Annotated in this window: 25 protein-coding genes and 1 tRNA gene; 7 read left to right on the top strand and 19 right to left on the bottom strand. The window is 68.6% G+C overall.

Going from position 1 to position 21,458, the window contains the following annotated elements; genetic code table 11:
* Positions 1 to 48 precede the first annotated feature (48 nt).
* Genes AC3AOF_RS23760 through AC3AOF_RS23775 form a run of 4 tightly spaced genes read right to left on the bottom strand, consistent with a single transcriptional unit; the run spans position 49 to position 3,197 of the window.
* Positions 49 to 1,224 (bottom strand): hypothetical protein, encoded by a 1,176-nt coding sequence (locus tag AC3AOF_RS23760; RefSeq protein WP_488346684.1) that lies wholly within the window; start codon positions 1,222 to 1,224, stop codon positions 49 to 51.
* Between the two features lie 15 nt (positions 1,225 to 1,239).
* Complete coding sequence (locus AC3AOF_RS23765; protein ID WP_236993125.1) at positions 1,240 to 1,830, bottom strand: IS630 family transposase; 591 nt, start codon at positions 1,828 to 1,830, stop codon at positions 1,240 to 1,242.
* Positions 1,743 to 2,315 (bottom strand): helix-turn-helix domain-containing protein, encoded by a 573-nt coding sequence (locus tag AC3AOF_RS23770; RefSeq protein WP_236990882.1) that lies wholly within the window; start codon positions 2,313 to 2,315, stop codon positions 1,743 to 1,745. Before AC3AOF_RS23770 ends, AC3AOF_RS23765 begins: the two co-directional genes overlap by 88 nt.
* Positions 2,316 to 2,366: 51 nt before the next feature.
* Positions 2,367 to 3,197, bottom strand: coding sequence for a hypothetical protein (locus AC3AOF_RS23775; protein ID WP_488346685.1), 831 nt, complete (start codon positions 3,195 to 3,197; stop codon positions 2,367 to 2,369).
* A 111-nt stretch (positions 3,198 to 3,308) separates the two neighbouring features.
* Here AC3AOF_RS23775 and AC3AOF_RS23780 point away from each other — a divergent pair, with 111 nt between their 5' ends.
* Positions 3,309 to 3,575, top strand: coding sequence for a helix-turn-helix domain-containing protein (locus AC3AOF_RS23780; protein ID WP_091887011.1), 267 nt, complete (start codon positions 3,309 to 3,311; stop codon positions 3,573 to 3,575).
* Positions 3,576 to 3,625: 50 nt separating this feature from the next.
* Here the strand turns inward: AC3AOF_RS23780 and AC3AOF_RS23785 are convergent, their stop codons facing one another.
* The 5 genes from AC3AOF_RS23785 to AC3AOF_RS23805 form a co-directional block, all read right to left on the bottom strand.
* On the bottom strand, positions 3,626 to 4,015 hold the full coding sequence (locus AC3AOF_RS23785; protein WP_236988543.1) for a hypothetical protein: 390 nt from the start codon (positions 4,013 to 4,015) through the stop codon (positions 3,626 to 3,628).
* Position 4,016: 1 nt separating this feature from the next.
* Entirely contained in the window at positions 4,017 to 4,352 is a 336-nt protein-coding gene (locus AC3AOF_RS23790) for a DUF3768 domain-containing protein (RefSeq protein WP_488349045.1), read from the bottom strand.
* A 104-nt stretch (positions 4,353 to 4,456) separates the two neighbouring features.
* Positions 4,457 to 5,110, bottom strand: coding sequence for a hypothetical protein (locus tag AC3AOF_RS23795; protein WP_236988542.1), 654 nt, complete (start codon positions 5,108 to 5,110; stop codon positions 4,457 to 4,459).
* A gap of 458 nt (positions 5,111 to 5,568) precedes the next feature.
* Entirely contained in the window at positions 5,569 to 5,940 is a 372-nt protein-coding gene (locus tag AC3AOF_RS23800) for a hypothetical protein (RefSeq protein WP_236988541.1), read from the bottom strand.
* 354 nt (positions 5,941 to 6,294) lie between these two features.
* Positions 6,295 to 6,534: a hypothetical protein gene (locus AC3AOF_RS23805; RefSeq protein WP_236988540.1), complete on the bottom strand. Its 240-nt coding sequence runs from the start codon at positions 6,532 to 6,534 to the stop codon at positions 6,295 to 6,297.
* Between the two features lie 155 nt (positions 6,535 to 6,689).
* On the opposite strand from AC3AOF_RS23805, the gene AC3AOF_RS23810 reads away from it, so the two are divergent.
* Both AC3AOF_RS23810 and AC3AOF_RS23815 read left to right on the top strand, forming a co-directional pair.
* Positions 6,690 to 6,902: a hypothetical protein gene (locus AC3AOF_RS23810; RefSeq protein ID WP_236988539.1), complete on the top strand. Its 213-nt coding sequence runs from the start codon at positions 6,690 to 6,692 to the stop codon at positions 6,900 to 6,902.
* A 2-nt stretch (positions 6,903 to 6,904) separates the two neighbouring features.
* The gene (locus tag AC3AOF_RS23815; RefSeq protein WP_236988538.1) at positions 6,905 to 7,081 is read left to right on the top strand and encodes a hypothetical protein; all 177 of its coding nucleotides are present in this window, start codon (positions 6,905 to 6,907) and stop codon (positions 7,079 to 7,081) included.
* A gap of 264 nt (positions 7,082 to 7,345) precedes the next feature.
* On the opposite strand, the gene AC3AOF_RS23820 is transcribed toward AC3AOF_RS23815, so the two are convergent.
* A tRNA-Ser gene (locus tag AC3AOF_RS23820) sits at positions 7,346 to 7,435 on the bottom strand.
* A gap of 177 nt (positions 7,436 to 7,612) precedes the next feature.
* Between AC3AOF_RS23820 and AC3AOF_RS23825 the strand changes: the two genes are divergently transcribed.
* Positions 7,613 to 7,990, top strand: a complete 378-nt coding sequence (locus AC3AOF_RS23825) for a VOC family protein (RefSeq protein WP_236988515.1) — start codon at positions 7,613 to 7,615, stop codon at positions 7,988 to 7,990.
* A 30-nt stretch (positions 7,991 to 8,020) separates the two neighbouring features.
* On the opposite strand, the gene AC3AOF_RS23830 is transcribed toward AC3AOF_RS23825, so the two are convergent.
* The 6 genes from AC3AOF_RS23830 to AC3AOF_RS23855 form a co-directional block, all read right to left on the bottom strand.
* On the bottom strand, positions 8,021 to 9,484 hold the full coding sequence (locus AC3AOF_RS23830) for an adenylate/guanylate cyclase domain-containing protein (protein ID WP_488346686.1): 1,464 nt from the start codon (positions 9,482 to 9,484) through the stop codon (positions 8,021 to 8,023).
* A 100-nt stretch (positions 9,485 to 9,584) separates the two neighbouring features.
* Positions 9,585 to 10,589, bottom strand: coding sequence for a peptide ABC transporter ATP-binding protein (locus tag AC3AOF_RS23835; RefSeq protein ID WP_488346687.1), 1,005 nt, complete (start codon positions 10,587 to 10,589; stop codon positions 9,585 to 9,587).
* Positions 10,586 to 11,608: an ABC transporter ATP-binding protein gene (locus AC3AOF_RS23840; protein ID WP_488346688.1), complete on the bottom strand. Its 1,023-nt coding sequence runs from the start codon at positions 11,606 to 11,608 to the stop codon at positions 10,586 to 10,588. Before AC3AOF_RS23840 ends, AC3AOF_RS23835 begins: the two co-directional genes overlap by 4 nt.
* Positions 11,609 to 11,616: 8 nt before the next feature.
* Positions 11,617 to 12,528, bottom strand: coding sequence for an ABC transporter permease subunit (locus tag AC3AOF_RS23845; protein ID WP_236988511.1), 912 nt, complete (start codon positions 12,526 to 12,528; stop codon positions 11,617 to 11,619).
* Complete coding sequence (locus AC3AOF_RS23850; RefSeq protein WP_236988510.1) at positions 12,525 to 13,535, bottom strand: ABC transporter permease subunit; 1,011 nt, start codon at positions 13,533 to 13,535, stop codon at positions 12,525 to 12,527. Before AC3AOF_RS23850 ends, AC3AOF_RS23845 begins: the two co-directional genes overlap by 4 nt.
* A gap of 10 nt (positions 13,536 to 13,545) precedes the next feature.
* The gene (locus AC3AOF_RS23855; protein WP_488346689.1) at positions 13,546 to 15,141 is read right to left on the bottom strand and encodes an ABC transporter substrate-binding protein; all 1,596 of its coding nucleotides are present in this window, start codon (positions 15,139 to 15,141) and stop codon (positions 13,546 to 13,548) included.
* Between the two features lie 216 nt (positions 15,142 to 15,357).
* Here AC3AOF_RS23855 and AC3AOF_RS23860 point away from each other — a divergent pair.
* Positions 15,358 to 16,199, top strand: a protein-coding gene (locus AC3AOF_RS23860) for an IS5 family transposase (protein WP_442919232.1) whose coding sequence is annotated in 2 segments (ribosomal slippage) — positions 15,358 to 15,748 and positions 15,748 to 16,199 — 843 coding nt in all. Because the reading frame shifts where the segments join, the coding sequence is not laid out codon by codon here.
* Positions 16,200 to 16,273: 74 nt separating this feature from the next.
* A complete protein-coding gene (locus AC3AOF_RS23865; protein ID WP_236988508.1) occupies positions 16,274 to 16,501 on the top strand; it encodes a hypothetical protein in 228 nt (75 codons plus the stop codon).
* A gap of 414 nt (positions 16,502 to 16,915) precedes the next feature.
* Here the strand turns inward: AC3AOF_RS23865 and AC3AOF_RS23870 are convergent, their stop codons facing one another.
* Genes AC3AOF_RS23870 through pabB form a run of 3 tightly spaced genes read right to left on the bottom strand, consistent with a single transcriptional unit; the run spans position 16,916 to position 19,747 of the window.
* Positions 16,916 to 17,761 (bottom strand): aminotransferase class IV, encoded by an 846-nt coding sequence (locus AC3AOF_RS23870; protein WP_236988507.1) that lies wholly within the window; start codon positions 17,759 to 17,761, stop codon positions 16,916 to 16,918.
* Positions 17,748 to 18,359: an anthranilate synthase component II gene (locus AC3AOF_RS23875; protein WP_488346690.1), complete on the bottom strand. Its 612-nt coding sequence runs from the start codon at positions 18,357 to 18,359 to the stop codon at positions 17,748 to 17,750. Before AC3AOF_RS23875 ends, AC3AOF_RS23870 begins: the two co-directional genes overlap by 14 nt.
* Positions 18,356 to 19,747, bottom strand: a complete 1,392-nt coding sequence (gene pabB / locus AC3AOF_RS23880) for an aminodeoxychorismate synthase component I (RefSeq protein WP_488346691.1) — start codon at positions 19,745 to 19,747, stop codon at positions 18,356 to 18,358. The genes AC3AOF_RS23875 and pabB overlap by 4 nt, the downstream gene beginning before the upstream one ends.
* 231 nt (positions 19,748 to 19,978) lie before the next feature.
* On the opposite strand from pabB, the gene rimO reads away from it, so the two are divergent.
* A complete protein-coding gene (gene rimO / locus AC3AOF_RS23885) occupies positions 19,979 to 21,295 on the top strand; it encodes a 30S ribosomal protein S12 methylthiotransferase RimO (protein WP_488346692.1) in 1,317 nt (438 codons plus the stop codon).
* The last annotated feature ends 163 nt before the right edge of the window (positions 21,296 to 21,458 follow it).

Consider the following 21,458-nt stretch of genomic DNA (forward strand, 5'->3'; position numbering starts at 1 on the left):
GGCTCCGACACTTTACATCAGCTGTTCCGGGTACTCTGGCGACCTTATTCACGGACGCACCTCGATCAGGTCGTCACCGAATGAGTTCTTGCGCACCGTGATCGTCACCAGCCCACGCTGGCCCGAGGACCACTCGGCCTCGAACACGCACGAACGTACTGCATCAGGCTGCCCAGAATTCGTAAGCCCACGCGTCAAATCGAGCAGCTTGCGCTCCCCGAAGCGTGCGCGGTCCGTGGCATTGGCGGCCTCCATCAACTGCCGGCGCACTTCGACCCGGTTGCACGGATCACGCGCCAGCGCCGATTCCTCCTCGCGCCGGAGGCGGGCCAAGGTCTCGGCGGCTGCTCGTTCCCGCTCCTCCCGGTTGACGGCGCGCTGAGCTGCGTCGCGTTGCCGTTGGGCCGCAGCCTCCGCCGCCTGCCGCTCGGCTTGCGCCCGAGCCCCAGCCTGCCGTTCCGCCTCGATCCGGGTAGCCTGCTCACGCTCGGCCGCAGCTTCCGCGTCACGCTCGCGGTTCTGACGTTGCAGGCCCGCCAGTTCGTCCTCTTGCTGCTGGGCCCGCGCCTCTCGCGCCGGGCGATCCCGCTCCCAGGCTTCGGCTTCGGCCGCTCGGGCTGCCCGTAGACGCGCGTCGATCTGCGCTCGTGCCGCCGCAACCTGCGCGGCGTCGGCGGGGGCGAGCTTCAGCCCCGCCGCGAGAGCATCGACGGCTTTGAGCTTGCCAGCGATGTCGTCGGCCGAGGTTGAGCTTTCGGCCTCGGCGGCCCGGCTTAGAATGCCGGCAAGCCGTGCTGCGCCCGCGGCCTCCTCCTGCTGCGCCTGCCGGATCGCAGCAGCATTCCCGGTCTCCTGCTGGGAGACGATGACGCGCATCCAGCTCTCGTCGGCTTCGACCGGCGAGCCGGACCGCTTGCCGCAGGCCAGCACGCGGTTCTCGAAGGCGCGCCAGACCTCGTAGCGCCATGCCGCCAGTGGCACCGAAAACGGTGCGGCCGCCGATGCGTCGGGCGGGCCGCCGCGCGTCCACGCGTTGACCGTCGCCTCGGTGAAGCGGTCGCAGGACACGATCTCGAAAGCGCGCGTGTAGTCCGGCTCGCCCAGGCGGGGCCGAGACCCGCTCTGTCGGCCCATCGGCTCGCCGAACCGGTTCACGTAGCCGGTGTAGGCCTTAAGGGTCGCGACGCTGCTCTCGACGGCAGTTGCCCAATCGCGCAGTGTCATACGCTTTCCGGTTGATTAGGCCAGCTTGGGCTTTGGCTTTGCGGTTTTGGGCAGCCAGTGGAAGCTTGTGCGTGAGCTGATGAGGCCGGGCTGCTCGCTTAAGGTCGCGCACCGCTGCTCGACCACGCGTTCCAACTCATCCAGGTTGGCGATGTACCGATTGACCACCGGCTCATCGACCAGCGGCCACAACGTCTCGGCCGGCTGCAGTTCGGGCGTATAGGGCGGCAGGTAGACGAGCCGCACACCCTCGGGCACGCTTAGATTGGGCTGCGTGTGCCAGCCGGCATTGTCGAGCATCACCACCGCCCGGCAGCGCGTGCCGGCTCCGACCTCGCGCGCGAAGTCGGCCAAGAGTCGCTCGAAGAACGGCTTGGACAGGCCGTTGGAGAGGTACCACACCGTCTCGCCCATGGCCGGCGCCACGAAGGCGGTGACGTGCAGCCACTTGAAGCGATGCTGGCCCAGCGCCACCGGCCGCTCTCCCGCCGGCGCCCAGACCCGTCGCGTGACCGGCTTCAGGCCGAGGCGGTGCTCGTCCATCGCGTAGACGACGACCGGCAGGCGCGGCTCACGGGCCTCCTCCTCGTCGACGGCCTGCGCCAACTTTTTTTAAAAGCCTGCGCAGCCTCGGGCGTGGCCGCGCGCGGGTTGCGCGGGCGCGGCCGTTGCAGCGACCAGCCCAGCGCCTTGAGCGCCTCCCAGCCGCGCTGCACCGCCACCTGCTCGCGCCCCAGGTCCTGGGCCAGGACGTCCGCCACCGTGCGGCTCGTCCACACGCCCCCGTCCGGCGGCGGCTCGGCCAGGCGCTGACGCAATCGCTCGAGGACATCTGGCGTCAGGAGGCTGGCCGCGGCCCCGTTGTGGCGGCGCCGATCACCCAGCGCCTCGACCCCCTCAGCGTTGTAGCGCTCGCACAAACGGCGCACCCAGCGTTCGCTGAAGGCGGTCGCCGCGGCGGCTTCTGCGAAACTGTGGCCCTTGGCCAGAAGCCAGATCGCCTGGGTCTGGCGGGCGGTGCGCGCGTCACGGCAGGCCGTGAAGCGCTCCGCCAACTCCGACACGCTCAGGTGGGCTACCGGGCCAGCCATCGCCGCCTCCTTCGACAAACAGCATGACCGACCAATGCGCCAGCACACCCGTCAGTTCACAGCTAAGCTGATCGAATCATACGGAAATCGTATCATATCCTGGCGGAAGCCCGGAAGCGTGCGCTTGCAGTCGAGCAGGAAGGCCCGATAGCGGCCGTACTCTGCGTCACCCCACCGGTAGACCGACAGGCCGAACAGATCGGACAGCTGCTCCCGCGTGCCGCCACGAGGGCGTTCGCGATCGTAGGTCTCGCAGCTCGGCAGCGTCATCCCGGTCGCGCCGGGTTGGGCGCTCGCCGGGCCAGCACCGGTCACTGCGGCGGCCAGAACGGCTACTCCAACGACGATGCCAGCCACCGAGGACGTGCGCGCCCGCCGCGCGCTGGCCGAGGCGATGAGGCGCGCCGTGCGGAGGTCACCGGTCTGACGCTCCCCGACGTGATAACGCCCCGCTGCGTCCCGCAGCACCGCAACCCCGTCCTGGGTTTCGACGTGCACCAGACCCGCGGCCATGTAGCCCGACCATCGCGCCTCAATGGCCGAAACCATCGCCGGCAACGCCCCTTTATCGGGGACCGCCGCCCAGGCCCGCCGCAGTTCATCGAGGGCAGGCGCGCCGTAGGGAGCGAGCTGCGCCGCGGCCGCCTTGATGTCGGGATCGTAGGCAAGGAGGGCCTGCCAAGTCTCGTCCGGAACACCACTCGACCGCTCCAGCCTCTGTCGTGAGGGTACGAACGGCAAAATCGCTGCAGGGACGAGCAACAACAGCGAGGCCCACGCCCAGCCGACGGCGTTGAGGCCCTTTCGATGAGCCACGACATAGCTCACCGCGGCGGCGATCAAGGCGACGAGGAAATAGGCTCCGGAGGCGGACAGCAGCATGACAGAGGTTCCATGGAACGGGCCGACGGCCTGCGGCCGAGCCCTTTGATAGAAGGAATGTGGGACTGTTGGTCCGTCGATTGTCAAGCCGCGGACTGGCTCTCTCGCGCCATGGAGGTGCGAGCACTCATCGGCTGGAATCTGCGGCGGCTGCGCGTCGCCAAGGGCCTCTCGCAGGAGCGGTTGGCGCTCGCGGCCGGCATCGACCGTGCCTATGTCGGGCGGGTCGAGCGCGGCTCGGAGAACGTGACGATCTCGACGCTGGAGGCGATGGCGGTCGCCCTCGCCGTGCCGGTTGCAGCTCTGTTCATCGAACCCGAAGCCGGGGCCGAGCCACCGATGCCGTTGCGGGCGGGGCGGCGCGCGAAGTCCGGGTGAACCTCGACACCGGGTTGGGGAGGCTGGTTGCGCCGGGCGCGTCGGACGCCTCACGCGCCGATCTCCAGCTGCGGGGCGACTCGGATGAGGAGGGCCCAAGCTGCGTCGATCGCCGTGCGGGTCCGGGCGTCGAGGTCGCGCGATCGGAGTGCCGGCGCGGTGAGCAGCGCGAGTAGCCGTTCCGCGAGGTCTGGGGCGGCGGCCAGGAGCTGAGCGTCGGCGAGCCGCTGAATGCCGGTGGCGATGTGCAGCGGGCAGCCACCGGGCTCGACGGGTGCATCCCGCCGAATGAAGTAGGGCCAGCCACCCGTGCGATCCTCGGCCGCTGGCTCGACCCCGAGCATAGTTTGCGCGGGCGATGCTCCCGGTTCGGCCTCGCCGCGCGCCAGCCACGGCCCGGGGGTGGGGATGATTGAGGCCGCCAGTCTGCGTCCGGCCACGTCAGTACTCCCCGGCGAGCATGACGGTCAGCATTCGCGTCGTGATGCTGCTGTCGGCCGGATCCGGGGAGTGCCCCGTCATCGCGCGGTCGTAGTAGTCGATCTTGAAGAACACTCGCTCGCCCGCGACCTCGAGTGCACCGAAGTCGTGTTCGCCGCGGGGATCGTTGTCGGGCGTGAAGTCGTTGTAGGCGGCGATGGCGTCGAGAATGATCTGCTGGCGCTCGCGGCCGAGGGCGATGACGCCAGCGGTCAGCATCAGTAAGCCGCCCGAGAGGGAGCGGCGGAGGATGTCGTTGAGCGCGCGGGTGCGATCCACGTCGAGGACGGTGGTCAGCATGAGAGCCTCGAATATCGAAAGGGAGGTAGGCGGCGGCACGATGCGGCCTGCCACTGGGCGCCCGAGCCAGCCTTTGTGGCTCGGGCGGGGGCGCGGAACCGCTAAGCTTTGCCGGGCGGCAGCAGCGCGAGTTCGTCGGCGCGGCGCAGGATGGTGGGCTCGGTCGGGTAGTCGCGCCAGCGCAGCGAGTGGACGGTGCCGTTGATCCCGATCACCTCCGCCTCCCACCAGCCCTCGTCGGCCCCCTCATGAGCGAGCACGATGCTGCCCAGCCCGATCTCATCCCGGTCGCGGGGCAGCTTGTGCCCGACGAAGGGTCCGGGCGAAGCGGGCGGCAGAGGGGCTGCCGTCGTCGTGCGGGGCAGCGTTCCCCTCCCCGGCTCTTGCGTTGCCGCGGGCGGGCCATCCTCGGCGGCAGGGGCCTGGTCCGTGCCGTCTGGATCCACCTGAACGCCGGCGAGTTCGAGGAGGCGGGGGAAGAGCTCGCGCCGGATGTAGGGGATGAAGGCGCGGCCGCTGCCGAACAGCCGGCCATGGGTGAGCTGATCGGCGAAGGCGCGCTGCTCGTCGTCGGCGAGCTGTACCACCCGGAGGTTCATCACCTCGGCCGCTTGCGCCGCGAGCTTGGCTTCGCTGGCATCGAACCAGGCGGCGCGGGGCCGGCCGGCGTCATCACGCCCGAACAGGACGAGCGCCGGTGTCATGGGCCGCAGCGGCACTTCGGCGACGAGTTGCAGAGCAGCTTTGCCACTCATCAGCGTGCTCCTGAAACGAAGAAGGCCCCCGGAGCGGGGGCCTTGGCGAAGATGCTGACGTGGAGGGCGGGCTGGCCGGGCGGCGGCGATTGACGCCGGGCGGAGAAAGAGGGTCGCTGGTGCATCGCAGATCTCCTTGGCTAACATCGATCAGCGCCAGTGCGTTGCACTGAACAGCTTTCTATAACAGCAATATTGCACAAAAATGTAGAAAAATCAATGTAGATAATTTTGTTATTATTCGTCGATAAAATTTCTACTTAAAATGCGCCTGCATGCTGTAGAACGTCATTGGCATTAGGTTTCAACAACGGGACGGCAATTAACTGCCCCTTCGCGGCACGGCGATGCGGCACGGCCGAGAGGAGGCGCTCCTTTACATGCGCGGCAGCGTGTTCTTCCTTGAAAAAGGCGTCCCAGTCGACTATAATCAAAAATTCCGATGACCTAATCGGTATTCAATCGTCTAGCTGAATGCGCCACATTCCTACTCTACCGTCTTCGTGCCACCAGCCTTCTAGAAACTGATCATTCGGAAAGCGGTGAAGCGTAGCCCGACCTTTGTGAGTCTGTGCTGTTAATTTATAGTGCCCGTCGGTTTGCTCCACCCCTACAAACGAATAACGATTTTTTCCATTCATATATTCGATTATAATCGAGCTGCCTTCGATCTTTACGACGCATTGCTCCTCAATCAAGCCATCATCATAGTAGGAACTCATTGTGCAATTGTTCCACACAGGCATGTCATGCTCCAACCGGCAGAACGGGCATCGGAAAAACAAATCAACCTTACAATGGCGAATGCCGGGTGTCTCGCCTTCGTTCATATGGGCAATCCCTAGAGCTTCAAGAGCAGCTCTCATTCCCGCTGAACCGTTCGAGATCGGAGCGCGACGACCATTTTTTCTTGGGCCCCGTTCGGTGGGCTTTGAAGCGGAGGCGGCCGTGGCTAAGCACAGCCGCTACGATCGCCGTCCTACGCACCGCTTTTGCCCGCGAGAGCTTCGCCCAGCTGCTGCTGTTCGAGGAGCTCGCGCCGGCCGCGGCGACGCGGCTTGCACACCAGGACGTCACCCGGCAGGGCGGCGACGCAAGACGGCGCTGGGCGTTAGCCTGAGAGCCTGGTCCGCCAGGACACGCACTCCCCTGCCCGGGGCGGCGCGCCGGTGCAGTTTGTCGGATCATTCAGGCTTCGCGCCCGGGCGGGCTAGCCGTGCCAGCCAGGCCGGATCGACCATGGTGCTGGCGGTCATCTGCAGGACGCTGGACTTGGCGATCAGGCGGAGCCGTTTCTCTTCGGCGTTCATGCGGGCGAAGTCGAGATCGGCGGCCCGGCCATCGAGCTCGTCGCTCACATAGCTGGCCAGCCTATTGCCGGTCGCACCATGGGGTTCGGTCACAGATCTACTGCGCTCGACCACCCTGCCTCCTGCCGGCTGCCCCAAAAGGCCGCCTGGTCTGGACACTCTGACGTTTTGTCCGGGAAAGACCTTAAAACAGCATGAATTCGGCGGTTCTCAACCAGAGTTCGAGATCAACCACGCATAGTATCACTCATATTGACGCGAGATCGTCGATGCAGACGGCTGTTTCAGGGGGCGAACAACGGACCAGGGTCGCGAACCGCTATGCGGAACTCGCGCGCAGCATCTTCATCATTCGCGGCTATGCCGAGCCCGGCAACGCCAGGCTGGGCCAGATCGTGACGGAAGCCATGGCCGGAGCGAGCGCCGAAGAGCTGCGCAGCCCGGACACCATCGGCGTCTCGGCCACTCGCTCAAGACGGTGACGGTGATCCTCGATCGCTACCTGGCACGCACCCGGGCGCTGGCCGATCCGGCCATTGCAAACTGGGAAAAGTCGCCGCAGACGCAGTTTGCAAACCGGCTGCAAACCAGAGCGCAGGCCGCCAGCCCGCGGCAGGAAAAGACCAGTGCTGCGAGGAAGTTGAGTGGCGCGCCCGAATAGATTCGAACCTCTGACCCCCGGATCCGTAGTCTGGTGCCCTGAAGCTAAGTGGCCCTGCGTGACACTTCAGATCGTGTCGCGATGGCCTACACAGGCCGCCGAGACGGTGCGGATTGTTGTGGCATCCGGGTGACTGCAGCAGCTTGTCCGATCACATCCACTGAGGGCCAGTACAAGCCGAGACCGAATGTGGGCTGCTATGAGGGGTGACAATACCTTCTCTGCCAGAAAAACCATGCAGGACAATGGCTTATCGGAGGCATTTGGCGGAAGGGGTGGGATTCGAACCCACGGTGGAGTCGCCCCCACGGCGGTTTTCAAGACCGCTGCCTTAAACCACTCGGCCACCCTTCCGAACCGGCCGCAGGCGCTTGCGAACCGGCCGCGGGCGCCATGGCCCGGGTTCCCTTCTGTAGGGCGCGGCGCGGGATTGCGTCAACCGCGGCCGGGTCGCCTATCGCGCGGTGCCCGGGCGACGTACCGTGCGGCCGGGACGAGCGGCGCGACGGGACGCGCCGGAAGGAGACCCGCATGGGCTACGTGTACGACCATCTCCACCTGCGCAGCCGGGACGCGGTGGCGGCGGCGCGGTTCTACGGCGAGGTGCTGGGCGCGCGGGAGATCGGGCGCGAGGGCGGCGAGAATCCGAGCCGGATCATCCTCGATCTCGGCGGGATGCGGATGTTCATCGAGCAGGCGCCCGAGGGCACCGGGCCGGCCGCGGTGCCGCCGCATCGCGGCATCGAGCATATCGGCCTGCGGGTCGAGGACATCGAGGCCACGGTGGCGGACCTCGCCGCCCGCGGCATCCCCCTGGTCTCGGGCATCACCGACGTGAAGCCGGGCCTGCGGATCGCCTTCTTCGAGGGGCCGGACGGCGTGCGCATCGAGGTTCTGCAGCGCGGCTGACCCCTCCTCCGCACAAGCCGATCTCAGGCCCTACTCCGCCACATGCACCACGATCGGCTGGGTGCGGCCGCGCAGGGTGAGCGGAAGCGAGCGGGTGAAGCGGCCCGCCGCCTCCGGGCCGGCGGCCGCCAGGCAGCATTCCGAGGCGAGGATGCGGCCGCCGACCTCGCGGGTGGCGGCCTGGAGGCGGCTCGCGACGTTGACGACGTCGCCGATCACCGTGAACTCGACCCGCTGGTCGGCGCCGATATTGCCGATCACCACCGGGCCGCAATGGACGCCGACCGCGACCCGGATCGGCGCCGCCCCGCGGGCCTCGCGCTTGGCGGTCCAGGCGTCGATCTCGCGCTGGAGGTCGAGGGCGCAGGCGATCGCCCGGGCGGCGCCGTCGCCGCGCCCGTCGAGGCCGCCGAAGGTCGCCATGAAGCCGTCGCCGAGGAACTTGTCGAGGGTGCCGGCATGGCGGAAGACCACCTTGCAGCTGCGCTCGCGAAAGCCGCGCAGGAGCGCGAAGGCGCGCTCCGGCTCCAGTTCCTCGCTCATGCCGGTGAAGCCGACCACGTCGGCGAACAGAACCGCCACCACCCGGGTCTGCGGCGCGCCGAAGCCCGCATGGGCCCGGGCCGCCAGGGCGTCGGCGACGTCGGGCGAGACGTAGCGGGCGAGGTCGGCCCGCACCACCTCGGCGCGCACCTGCGCCAGCATCGTGCCGCGTCCCCGCCACACCGCGATGGCGAGCAGCAGCGTGAACAGGCCGGTGACGATGGCTTGCGTCCAGAGCGGGGTCAGGCCGACATAGGCCGGGTCGAGGAAGACCCGCAACGCCGCCTCGGCGCTCAAGCGCCCGTCATGGACGGTGTCGGCGAAGCGCACGGTGTCGGCGCGGCCATAGACCAGCCAGACGCCGAAGGACCAGATCGCCACGATCCAGGTGCCGGTCCACAGCACCGCGACCGGCCAGTAGGTCAGCGCCGCCTCGCCCAGCAGCAGCAGCACGTAGAGGAATTCCGGGGTGCGCAGCCGGGTCTGGATCGGCCAGTCGACCCCGAGCCCGGCCGGCGGCGGCATGATGATCGCCGTGGTCATCAGCGCGATGTCGAGCACCGTGAAGGCGAGCTTGATCGGCCCGGCCCATCGGTGGTGCCGCAGCCGGTAGGGCACGTAGCCGAGGAGGAAGAATAGGCCGGCGACGGCGAGGTAGTAGAGGTCGCGCGGCCAGGGCACGAGGACGAGGAGCCACAGCGACACCACCACGATCGCGACGGCGCGGGCCCGGAACGCGAAGGCGAGGCCGGCGAGTTCGGCCGCCCGCACGTTCCCGGCCAGCCGCCCGCGGGCCCGGGGCGGCAGTCGTCCGGCGAGCCAGTGGCGCAGGCGCGCGACCCGCAGGCTGGTGCGGAAGGCGAGCATGCGGGCGAGGCTCGTTCGGGCGAAGCCCGAGGCCTTCGGCTGGGACAGAGGCGGCGGTTCGGCCGCCGCGATGGGCTCACTCACGGATCAGGTCGCCGGGCTCCCGCTCTCTCCGTGATGGTAGGGCATGCGGCGGCGCAGCGAAGCCCCCGGGTGTTGAATTGACCGTGATGCGGTGGCCCCCTCAGCCCGCGAGCGCGCGTCCGTCTGCCGGGGCTCCCTCCAGGAAATCCTCGGCATAGTGGCAGGCCACCGCCCGGTCCGCCAAGGGCCGCGGCTGCGGGCGCTCCTCCCGGCAGCGGGCGGTGGCGTGGGGGCAGCGGGTCGAGAATACGCAGCCCTGCGGCGGGTTCAGCGGCGAGGGCAATTCGCCCCGCAGCACGATCCGCTCGCGGGTGCGGGGCCCGACGCCCGGCGTCGCCGCCATCAGGGCCCGGGTGTAGGGGTGGAGCGGATTGGCGAAGATCGCGTCCTTCGGACCCTGCTCCATGGCGAGCCCGAGATACATCACCAGCACGTCGTGGGCGATGTGGCGCACCACGCCGAGGTCGTGCGAGATGAACAGGTAGGCCAGCCCCAGTTCCGCCTGGAGGTCGGCCAGCAGGTTCAGCACCTGGGCCTGGATCGACACGTCGAGGGCCGAGACCGGCTCGTCGGCGACGACGAGCTTGGGCGACAGCATCAAGGCGCGGGCGATGGCGATGCGCTGGCGCTGGCCGCCGGAGAACATGTGCGGATAGCGCGCGTCGTGCTCGGGGCGCAGGCCCACCTTGGCCATCATCGCCCGCACCCGCTCGCGGCGCTCCGCGCCAGACAGACCGGTATTGATCGCGAGCGGCTGCTCCAGGATCGCCCCGATGCGTTTGCGCGGGTTGAGCGAGCCGTAGGGGTTCTGGAACACCAGTTGCACGGTGCGGCGCAGGCGGCGGCGCTCGGCCGCCGGCGTATCGACGGCGTCGATCCCGTCGAGGATGAGGTCGCCGTCGGTCGGCGGCTCGATCAGCGTCACCATGCGGGCGAGGGTCGACTTGCCGCAGCCGGATTCGCCGACCACCGCCAGCGTCCGGCCGGGCTCGATCGAAAACGAGATGCCACCGACCGCCTGGAGCCGGGCGGGCGCGCGAAACAGGCCGCGGCGGATCTCGTAGGTCTGGCGGAGGTTGTCGGCGACGACGACGGGGGCGCTCACGAGGTCGCCTCCACGCTCGCGCCGACGGGGTGGTCCTGGCGGATGCGGGCGTCGCGCGAGGGATCGCCCAAGGGATAGTGGCAGCGCACGAAACCGTCCTGCCAGGGGCGCAGGGCCGGCCGCTGCTCGCGGGAATGGTCGGTGGCGTAGGTGCAGCGCGGCGCGAACAGGCAGCCGCGTGGCCGGTCGTAGAGCCCCGGCACCACGCCCGGGATGGTGGCGAGCCGTCCGCCCTCGCTGCGCTCCGGGAGCGCCGCCAGCAGGGCCGCCGTGTAGGGATGCTGGGGGCTCGCGAACAGGGCCTCGGCGCGCTGCTCCTCCATCACCTGGCCGGCATACATCACCATCATCCGGTCGGCGGTCTCGGCGACCACGCCCATGTTGTGGGTGATGAGCACCAGTGCCATGCCGCGCTCGCGCTGGAGCGAGAGCAGCAGGTCGAGGATCTGGGCCTGGATGGTGACGTCGAGCGCCGTGGTCGGCTCGTCGGCGATGAGGAGCTTCGGATTGCAGGCGATCGCCATGGCGATCATCACCCGCTGGTTCATGCCCCCCGACAGCTGGTGCGGATAGGCCGAGAGCCGGCTCTCGGCCGCCGGGATGCCGACCTGCTCCAGCAACTCGATCGCCCGGCGCTTGGCTGCCTTCCGGTCGAGGCCGAGATGCTGGCGCAAGGACTCGGTGATCTGGAAGCCGATCGTGAAGCAGGGATTGAGGCTGGTGGTCGGCTCCTGGAAGATCATCGCCACGTCGCGGCCGGTGAGGCGGCGGCGCTCGCGGGCCGGCATCCCCATCAGGTCGCGGCCGGCAAAGGCGAGGCGGTCGGCGGAGACCCGGCCCGGATAGGCGACGAGGCCCATCAGCGCCATCATGGTCACGCTCTTGCCCGAGCCCGATTCGCCGACGACGCCGAGCACCTCCCCCTCCTCGAGGGTCAGGCTGACGCCGTCGACGGCGCGCAAGGTCCCGCCGGCGGACGGGAATGCGACGGAGAGGTTCTGGATGTCGAGGAGCGGCATGGGTCGCCTCACCGCTTCAGCTTGGGGTCGAGGGCATCGCGAAGGCCGTCGCCGACGAGGTTGAAGGCGAGCACGGTGATCAGGATGATGAGGCCCGGAAAAGTCACCACCCACCAGGCGCGGAGCACGAATTCGCGGGCATCCGCCAGCATCGTGCCCCATTCCGGCGCGGGTGGCTGGGCGCCCAACCCTAAGAAGCCGAGGGCCGCCGCGTCGAGGATCGCCGTCGAGACGCCGAGCGAGGCCTGGACGATCAGGGGAGCGGCGCAGTTCGGCAGCACCTCCCCCACCATCAGCCGCAAGGGGCCGGCGCCGCTGACCCGAGCCGCCGTGACGTAGTCCTTCGATTTCTCGGCGATCACCGCCGCGCGGGCGATGCGGACGTAATGCGGCAGCACCACCACGGCGACCGCCAGCATCGCGTTCATCAGCCCCGGACCGAGGATCGCCACGATGACGATGGCGAGCAGCAGCGACGGCAGGGTCAGGATGATGTCCATCACCCGCATGATGACGATGCCGGTGGCGCCGCCGATGAAGCCCGCGACCAGCCCCAGCATCGTGCCGACGAGGATCGACACCGCCACGACCGCGACGCCGATCGACAGCGACAGCCGGGCGCCGTGGATCAGGCGCGAGAGGATGTCGCGGCCGATCGCGTCGGTGCCGAGCGGATAGGTGAGCGAGCCGCCCTCCTGCCAGAACGGGGGCTTGAGGAAGGCGGCGTCGTTGGTGAGGTTCGGCGGGTGCGGCGCGACGACATCGGCGAAGACCGCCATCAGCAGCACCGCGACGATGATGGCGAGCCCGATCACCGCGCCTTGATTAGCGCGAAAGCTCGTCCAGAACTCGGCGAGCGGGTGCGGCGGGCCGGCGGGGGCCGCCGAGGCGGCGGGCGTGTCGAGAAGTTCGGCGCTCATCGTGCGTGCCGGATGCGGGGGTTGACGAGGCCGTAGGCGAGGTCGACGAGGAGGTTCACCGCCATCACCACCGCGCCGATCAAGAGAATGCCGCCCTGGAGGACGGGGTAGTCGCGCCGGCCGATCGCTTCGATCAGCCACTTGCCGATGCCGGGCCAGGAGAAGATCGTCTCGGTCAGGATCGCGCCGGTGAACAGCACGCCGACCTGCAGCCCGATCACCGTGACGACCGGGATGAGCGCATTGCGCAGGGCATGCAGCCCGACGATGCGCCAGGAAGGCAGGCCCTTGGCCCGGGCGGTGCGCATGTAATCCTCGCCGAGCACCTCGAGCATCGCCGAGCGGGTCATGCGGGCGATGACCGCGAGCGGCACCGTGCCGAGCACCACCGCCGGCAGGATCAGGTGAGACAGGGCCGAGGCGAAGGCGCCGGATTCGTCGGAGAGCAGCGTGTCGATCAGCAGGAAGCCGGTCACCGGCTCGATGAAGTACTGCACGTCGATCCGGCCCGAGACGGGAGTCCAGCCGAGCTGCACCGAGAACAGCAGGATCAGGAGCAGGCCCCACCAGAAGATCGGCATCGAGTAGCCGGTGAGCGACAGCCCCATCACCCCGTGATCGAAGACCGAGTTGCGGCGGAGCGCCGCCAGGATGCCGGCCGGCAGGCCGATGAGGAGCGCGAACAGGATCGCGCAGATTCCGAGTTCGATCGTCGCCGGAAACAGGCTGGCGAATTCGGAGATCACCGGTTCCTTGGTGCTGATCGAGCGGCCGAGATCGCCATGCGCCAGCCGCTCGAGATAGATGCCGTATTGCACGAGCAGCGGCTTGTCGAAGCCGTACTCGGCGCGGAGCGCCGCGTGCCGCGCGGGATCGATGCCCCGCTCCCCCGCCATCGTCTCGATCGGGTCGCCGGGCACCAGGCGGATCAGGAAGAACGCCACCAGGGTGATCCCGAGGAAGGTCGGGATCACCAGGGACGCGCGGGTCAGGAGGAAGCGGAGCACGCGGGCGCCCTTACTTGAGGCTCACGCCGTAGAAGGTGTGGCGGCCGAACGGCGACAGCTTGAAGTCCACCACCTCCTTGCGGACCGGCTTCAGCTGCACCGCATGCGCGATGGTGAACCACGGCGCCTGCTGCTTGAACACGACCTGCGCCTGCTCGTAGAGCTTGGTGCGCTCGGCCTTGTCGGTGATGGTCTTGGCCTTGGTGACGAGGTCGTCATAGGTCTTGTCGCACCACTTGGCGGCGTTGCCGCCGCCCTTCTGCGCCGCGGCGCAGCCGAGCAGGGTGTGGAGGAAGTTGTCGGGATCGCCGTTGTCGCCGGTCCAGCCGAACATCGCGGTCTGGTGCTCGCCGTCCTGGATGCGCTTCCTGTACTCGCCCCACTCGTAGGACTTGATCTCGGCCTTCACGCCGATCTTGGCGAGGTCGGCCTGCATCAGTTCGGCGATGCGGCGGGCATTCGGGTTGTAGGGCCGCTGCACCGGCATCGCCCAGAGATCCATCGCGAAGCCGTCGCCGAGGCCGGCCTCGGCGAGCAGCTTCTTCGCCGCGTCCGGATCGTAGGGGTCGTCCTTGATCGCGTCGTTGTAGGACCACAGGGTCGGCGGGATCGGATTCTTGGCGGCGACGCCGGTCGAGAGATAGACCGCGTCGATGATCGCCTTCTTGTTGATCGCCATGTTCAACGCCTTGCGCACGCGCACGTCGTCGAACGGCTTCTTCTGGGTGTTGTAGGCGAGGTAGCCGATGTTGAGGCCGGGCTGCTCCAGCACCTGGACGTTTGCGTCCTTGCGCATCGCGTCGACGTCGGCCGGGTTCGGGTAGGGCATGACGTGGCACTCGCCCTTCTGGAGCTTGGCCCAGCGCACCGAGGCATCCGGCGTGATCGCGAAGACGAGATCGTCGAGGGCGGCCTTGCCGGCATAGTATTGCGGGAAGGCGCGGTAGCGGACGATCGCGTCCTTTTGATATTGCAGCAGATAGAACGGCCCGGTGCCGATCGGCTCCTGGTCGAGCTTGTCCGGCGTGCCGGCCTTCAGCATCGCGTCGGCGTATTCCTTCGACTGGATCGCCGCGAAGGGCATGGCCAGATCGGCGAGGAACGGCGCCTCGGGCCCGGTCAGGGTGAAGCGGACCGTGTAGTCGTCGACCTTGTCGAGCGACGTGAGGAGCTTCGGCAGCCCCATGTCGTTGAAATAGGTGTGGTTGGCGCTGGTCACCCGGAAGAACGGGTTGCTCTCCTTCCACTGCCGCTCGAACGAGAAGATCACGTCGTCGGCGTTGAAGTCACGGGTCGGCTTGAAGATCTTGTTGGAATGCCACTTCACGCCCTTGCGCAGATGGAAGGTATAGGTCTTGCCGTCCTCGGACACGTCCCATGTCTCGGCGAGGTCCGGCACCACGTTGGTGGTGCCGCGCTCGAAATTGACGACGTTGGAATAGATCTGGGAGCCGGCATCGAACGAGGTGCCGGTGGTGTTCACCGCCGGATAGAAATTCTCCGGGCTGCCCTCGGAGCAGTAGACCAGCGTCTTGGCGCCGGCCGGCAGGCTTGCCGCCAGGGCGGTCGCGGCACCGAGAACCACCGCCAGGGACGCGCGTGTCATGCTCTGCTCTCCGATCCTTGTGGGCCTCTCGGCCCGGCTTTCGCCACTTCTGGCGGGTTTCCGATCTTTTTCGCAAGGCCCCGGCGGATGGGACGCACAGTCGCGTAACCCCCGGCCGATTGTGTTTGCGCCTCGATCCGTGTCAGAGTCTGTCCGGGAAGAATTTGTTTTTTCGGAGCGCGTTGCGGTTCGCACCGACAGGCGTATGCTTGAGCGATGTGGACGCCTGAGAACCGCCAGCGGTACGACCGCAGCAAGCTTCGCTATCCCACTGATTTGACGGATGAGGAATGGGCGCTTGTTGCTCCCCTTCTCCCGCCGGCTCGACGCGGGGGAAACAAACGAACGGTTGATCTGCGCGAGGTGGTCAACGGCTTGATGTATGTCCTTGGAACGGGGTGCCAATGGCGCGCTATCCCAAAAGATCTACCGCCTCGCTCGACGGTGCATGGCTACTTCGATCTATGGGATTACGACGGAACTCTCCTGCGCATCCATCACACCCTCTACGTTCTCTGCCGCGAACAGGCAGGACGCGAGGCAAGCCCAACGGCAGCGATCATTGACAGCCAGAGCGTCAAGAGCGCGGAAAAAGGGGGCGCACGATCGACCCGTCCGGCTATGATGCGGGCAAGAAGATCAAAGGCAAGAAGCGCCATCTCCTCGTCGATACGCAAGGTCTGCTGATGCATGCTCTGGTGCATCCGGCCGACGTGCAGGATCGTGATGGCGGCGTATGGGTCATGGCGACGCTGTTTAGTCTCTACCCGTTCCTGCTGAAGCTGTATGCAGATGGCGGCTACCAGGGGCCGGTGTTCCGGGAGGCGTTGGAACGGGTCTGCCGGTCTGTGACGGTGGAAATCGTCAAGCGGTCGGATCAGGCGGTCGGGTTCGAGGTCCTGCCCAAGCGCTGGATCGTGGAGCGGACGATTGGTTGGCTCAATCGCTGCCGGCGGCTGGCGAAGGATTGGGAGTGCCGCACCCGCAAGGCGCTGGCTTTCCTGCGCCTTGCTTCCATCCGCATCATGCTCAGAAAACTCTGCCAACAATCAGCATGATCCCGGACAGACACTCAGGTTTCGGACAGATCGTCGGTGCGGAACACCGTCGTGATGGTCGGTTCGGAGGCTGCGTGGCACCTGAATCCTCACCCGCGGCGGAGCACCGGACGGTCGCGCAGGCCTGTCGCGGCATCGCCCGGCAGCTCGCCGTGCTCGACGAGCGCCGGCGCCGTGGCCTGCCGACCGAGCGCGCGGAGGAGGCCCTGCGCGTCCTGCGGGTCGAGCTCGGCCTCGCCTATGCCCGCGAGTCGGTCGGGGTGGCGGAGCTGCGCCATCGGATGGCGGGGCAGGCGGAGTGAGCGCGGGCTTCGGTCCCGACGCGGATCGCTCGTAGACCGGCGCGAGGCACCCGCAGAAGCAGGGCTGCCGATGAAAAGACGAAGCGCGGGTTCCCCCCTCTCCCCGACAGATCCCGGGCTCGCCCGGGATCTGCAAGCGAGGAACGAAGTCGGGCAAGCCCGACTTCGTTGCGGGGAGAGGCTTTCGCCCCCCTTGTCGGGGGCGAAAGGAGCAGCGAACTGCAGGTTCGCTGCGAGGGTGAGGGGGTGTGTCCGGAGGAGCCTCATTCGTCGAGACCCCCTCACCCTCGCCCTGCGGGCTCACTTCATCGACAACAAGGTCGATGAAGTCCTCTCCCCGCCCGCGGGGAGAGGGGATTTTCCGTGCCTCGCCTTTCCGGGACGGCCCCGTCATGGCGGCAGGGTCGGGCGCCGTCAGCCCTCCACCGCCATCCCGCAGGCCTGCCCGATCTCCCGCGACAGGGCCTCGCGCAGGGCCAGCACCGCCGGATGCCCGGCGCTGGCGTAAGCCCGCTCCCCGATCCGCCGCACCGGCGCGATCAGTCGCAGGGAATTGGTGAGGATCACCGCCTCGGCGCCCGCCAGGTCCGCGGGCGTCATCGATCGCTCGGCCGGCACGAGGCCGAGGCCGGGGGCCAGGGCGAGCACCTGGGCGCGTACGATCCCGGCGAGCACCCCGTCCTCGAGGGGCGGCGTGACGACCTCGCGCCCGAACACCGCGAACACATTGCCGATGCCGGCGCAGGCCACCCGTCCCTGCAGGTTGAGGAACAGGGCCTCGTCGTGGCCTTGGGGCCCGGCGGCCTCGGCGGCGAGCACCGCGTCGAGGTAGCCGAGCGTCTTGTGGCGGGAGGTCGGCGAGGTCTCGTTGCGGCGGATCGCGCTCCAGCCGAGGGACATTTCCGAAAAGGCCATGCCGGGCCGCAACGGTGCGGCGCTGGACCACAGGACAGGGCGGGCTCCGGCCGGCGGGCGCAGGCCTCGCGGGCCGGGCCCACGGGTCACGGTGGTGCGGATCGCCGCCCGCTCGTATCCGGCGGCCACGGCTCGCATCGCCGTACGGGCCTCCGCCTCGTCGAGCGCGAAGCCGAGGGCGGCGGCGGCGCGGCCGAGCCGCGTCAGGTGCGCCTCTTCCGCCGCCACCCGGCCGCCCAGCGCCATGGCGGTGTCGAACACCCCGTCGCCGAGCAGCAGGCCGCGATCGGCGAGGTCGAAGGGGGCGACCGTTCCCTCCTGCAACCGCCCGTCACGCCACAGCACGATGCGTCCCTCCCTCCGCGTGCCAGCGCCGGGCCAATCCTAAAAAATTGCCGAACAGCGCGTGGCCGTGCTCGGTCAGCACCGATTCCGGGTGGAACTGCACCCCGTAGGTCGGGTGGCGGCGATGCGAGAGCGCCATCACCTCGCCTTCGGGCGAGACCGCATCGACGGTCAGGTGCTCCGCCATGCCCGGCACCGGCTCGACGATCAGCGAGTGGTAGCGCCCGACCGTGAGCGGCGCCGGCAGGCCGCGAAACAGGCCCTGCCCGCCATGGTCGATCGGCGTGGCGTGGCCGTGGAGCGGCTGCCGGGCCCGCGCGACCCGGCCGCCGAAGGCCGCGCCGATGCATTGATGCCCGAGGCAGACCCCGAGCAAGGGCACCTCTCCCGACAGATCGCGGATCGCCGCGAGCGACACCCCGGCCTCCGCCGGGCTGCAGGGCCCTGGCGAGATCACCACCGCCTCCGGGTCCAGGGCCCGGAGGCCCGCCACGTCGAGGGCGTCGTTGCGCGCGACCCGGACCGGGGCGCCCAATTCCTCAAGGTAGCGCACCACGTTGAAGACGAAGGAATCGTAATTGTCGATGACGAGGATCATGCACCCTCCCCGGTCGCGAAGGCCGCAAACACCCGCTCGGCCTTGGTCAGGGTCTCGCGGTACTCGGCCTGCGGGTCCGAGAGCAGCGTGACCCCGCCCCCGACCTGGAGCACCGCGCGGGCCTCGTCGAGCAGCACCGTGCGGATGGCGATGCTGGTGTCGAGGCTTCCGGTAAACCCGATCCAGCCGATCGCGCCGCAATAGGCCTCGCGGGCATCGCCCTCGATCTCCGTGATGATGTCCATGGCGCGCAGCTTCGGCGCCCCGGTGATCGAGCCGCCCGGGAAGGTGGCGGCGAGCAGGTCGAGCCCGTCCGCCCCTTGCTTGAGCGTGCCGGTCACCGCCGAGACGAGGTGGTGGACGCCCGCATAGGTCTCGAGCCCGCACAGGATGGGCACCGCGACGCTGTGGGGCGCGCAGATCCGCGACAGGTCGTTGCGCAGGAGATCGACGATCATGACGTTCTCGGCCCGCTCCTTGGCGTCGGCGACCAGCGCCTCGGCCCGGGCCCGGTCCTCGGCCGGGTCGGCGGAGCGCGGCGCCGTGCCCTTGATCGGCCGGGTCTCGACCGCCCGGCCGTCGAGGCGCAGGAAGCGCTCGGGCGAGGAGGAGGCAATGGTCAGGCCATCGACCTCGAGATAGGCCGCGAACGGGGCCGGATTGCGCGCCCGCAGGCGCCGGTAGAACGCGAAGGCGTCGAAGCCGGGCGGCAGCCCCGCCTCGAAGCGCTGGGAAATGTTGGCCTGGTAGATGTCGCCGGCGCGGATGTAGTCCCGCACCCGCTCGACCGCCCCGGCATAGGTCTCCCCGGTGAAGTTCGAGCGCCAGGCGAGGGGGGCGACCGGGGCAGCCGCGCTCGCCGGCTCGGGGCCTTCCAGCGCCGCCTCCAGGGCGTCGAGATCGGCGGCGGCTTTGAGCGCCCGGGCGTCAGGGTCGGTCTCGGGGAAGCCGGTGGCGATCAACAGGCAGGTGCCGGCCCGGTGGTCGAAGGCCACCACCGAGGCGTAGAGGTTGAGCGCGAGATCGTCGGTGAGGCCGGCCCGGCGAAGGGGCGGCGTCACCCGCTCCAGGCTGGCGCCGAAATCATAGGCGAGATAGCCGATCGCCCCGCCCTGGAACGGCGGCAGGCCGGGATCCGGTTCGATGCGGTACGGCGCCAGCACGGCGCGGAGGGCGTCGAGGGGAGCGCCGGGCATCGGGGCGCCGTTCCAGGATGCTTGGCCGCCGCGCACCCGGAAGCGCCCGAACGGGTCGGCGGCGAGGTAGGAGTGGCGCCCGAGGGTGTCGTGCCGCATCGCGCTGTCGAGGAGCGCGAGGCCGGGCCATCGCCCGCGCAGGCGGGCGGCGGCGGCGGCGGGATCGAGGGGTGTGACGAGGCGGCTCCACATCGCGCCGTGATAGCGGAGGCGGGGGCCGCAGCGGAAGCCGGCCGTCGGGCCAAGATACCGGACGCGATCGCGATATCAGCCACGATGCGGGGGCAGGGCCCGCCCCGTGACGCCCGCCCTCCCCCGTGCTATGGCCTGCCCCAGCACCCTTCCCTAAATCCTTGATCCCGCTCGCGCCGGCTTGGCCGTGGGCCGGCGCGGCATCCCCTCACTGTCATTCCTCACGCTGCCATGAACGCACCCGCCCCCAAGATCTCCTTCGTGTCGCTCGGCTGTCCCAAGGCCCTGGTCGATTCCGAGCGCATCCTCACCCACCTGCGGGCCGAGGGCTACGAGCTCGCCCGCAAGCACGACGGCGCCGACGTGGTGATCGTCAATACCTGCGGCTTCCTCGATTCGGCCAAGGCGGAGTCGCTCCAGGCGATCGGCGACGCCATGGCGGAGAACGGCCGGGTGATCGTCACCGGCTGCATGGGCGCGCAGCCCGAGGAAATCCGCGAAAAGTACCCGAACCTGCTCGCGGTCACCGGGCCGCAGGCCTACGAATCGGTGGTGGCGGCGGTCCACGAGGCGGTGCCCCCGGCGCACGATCCGTTCCTCGATCTCGTCCCGCCGCAGGGCGTCAAGCTGACGCCGCGGCATTACGCCTATCTGAAGATCTCGGAAGGCTGCAACAACCGCTGCACGTTCTGCATCATCCCGCAGCTGCGCGGCGACCTCGTCAGCCGCCCGGCGGCGGATGTCCTGCGCGAGGCCGAGAAGCTGGTGAAGGCCGGCGTCAAGGAATTGCTCGTCGTCTCGCAGGATACCAGCGCCTACGGCATCGACACCCGCTACGCCACGAGCCCCTGGCGCGACCGCGAGGTGCGGGCCCGGTTCTACGACCTCGCCAAGGAGTTGGGCGAGCTCGGTGCCTGGGTGCGCCTGCACTACGTCTACCCCTACCCGCATGTCGACGAGGTCATCCCGCTGATGGCCGAGGGCAAGGTGCTCCCCTACCTCGACATGCCGCTCCAGCACGCGAGCCCCACGGTGTTGAAGCGCATGCGCCGCCCCGGCAACCAGGAGAAGATGCTGGAGCGCATCCGCTCCTGGCGCACCACCTGCCCGGATCTCGCCATCCGCTCGACCTTCATCGTCGGCTTCCCCGGGGAGACCGAGGAGGAGTTCGAGGAGCTGCTGGCCTGGCTCAAGGAGGCCAAGCTCGAGCGCGTCGGCTGCTTCCAATACGAGCCGGTCCGCGGCGCCCCCGCCAACGCGATCGCGGAAGCCGTGCCGGACGCGGTCAAGGCCGAGCGCCAGCGCCGGTTCATGGAGACGCAGCAGGCCGTGTCGCTGCGGTTGCAGAAGGCCAAGGTCGGCAAGCGCCTGCCGGTCATCATCGACGCCGCCGGCCCCACCGTCGCCAAGGGCCGCTCGAAGTATGACGCACCCGAGATCGACGGCAACGTCCACGTCGCCTTCCGCCGCCCGGTCCGGGTCGGGGACATCGTGACGGTGAAGATCGAGTCGGCGGATGCGTATGATCTGCACGGGGTGGCGGTGTGAGGAATCGGTCTGGCCGTCGATCACTCGGGTACGAGTGGTTCGTCGGCCTGACAGAGCAATCCAATTCATCAAGTCATGCTATTGATCTGCGATCATAGAAAATAGGAATTTTTACTTAAAAAGCTTTGTCGCTGTTAGTATTTGGTGGCGCGCGGGGGCGATG

It is taken from the genome of Methylobacterium sp. 142-1Y, from assembly GCF_057747795.1.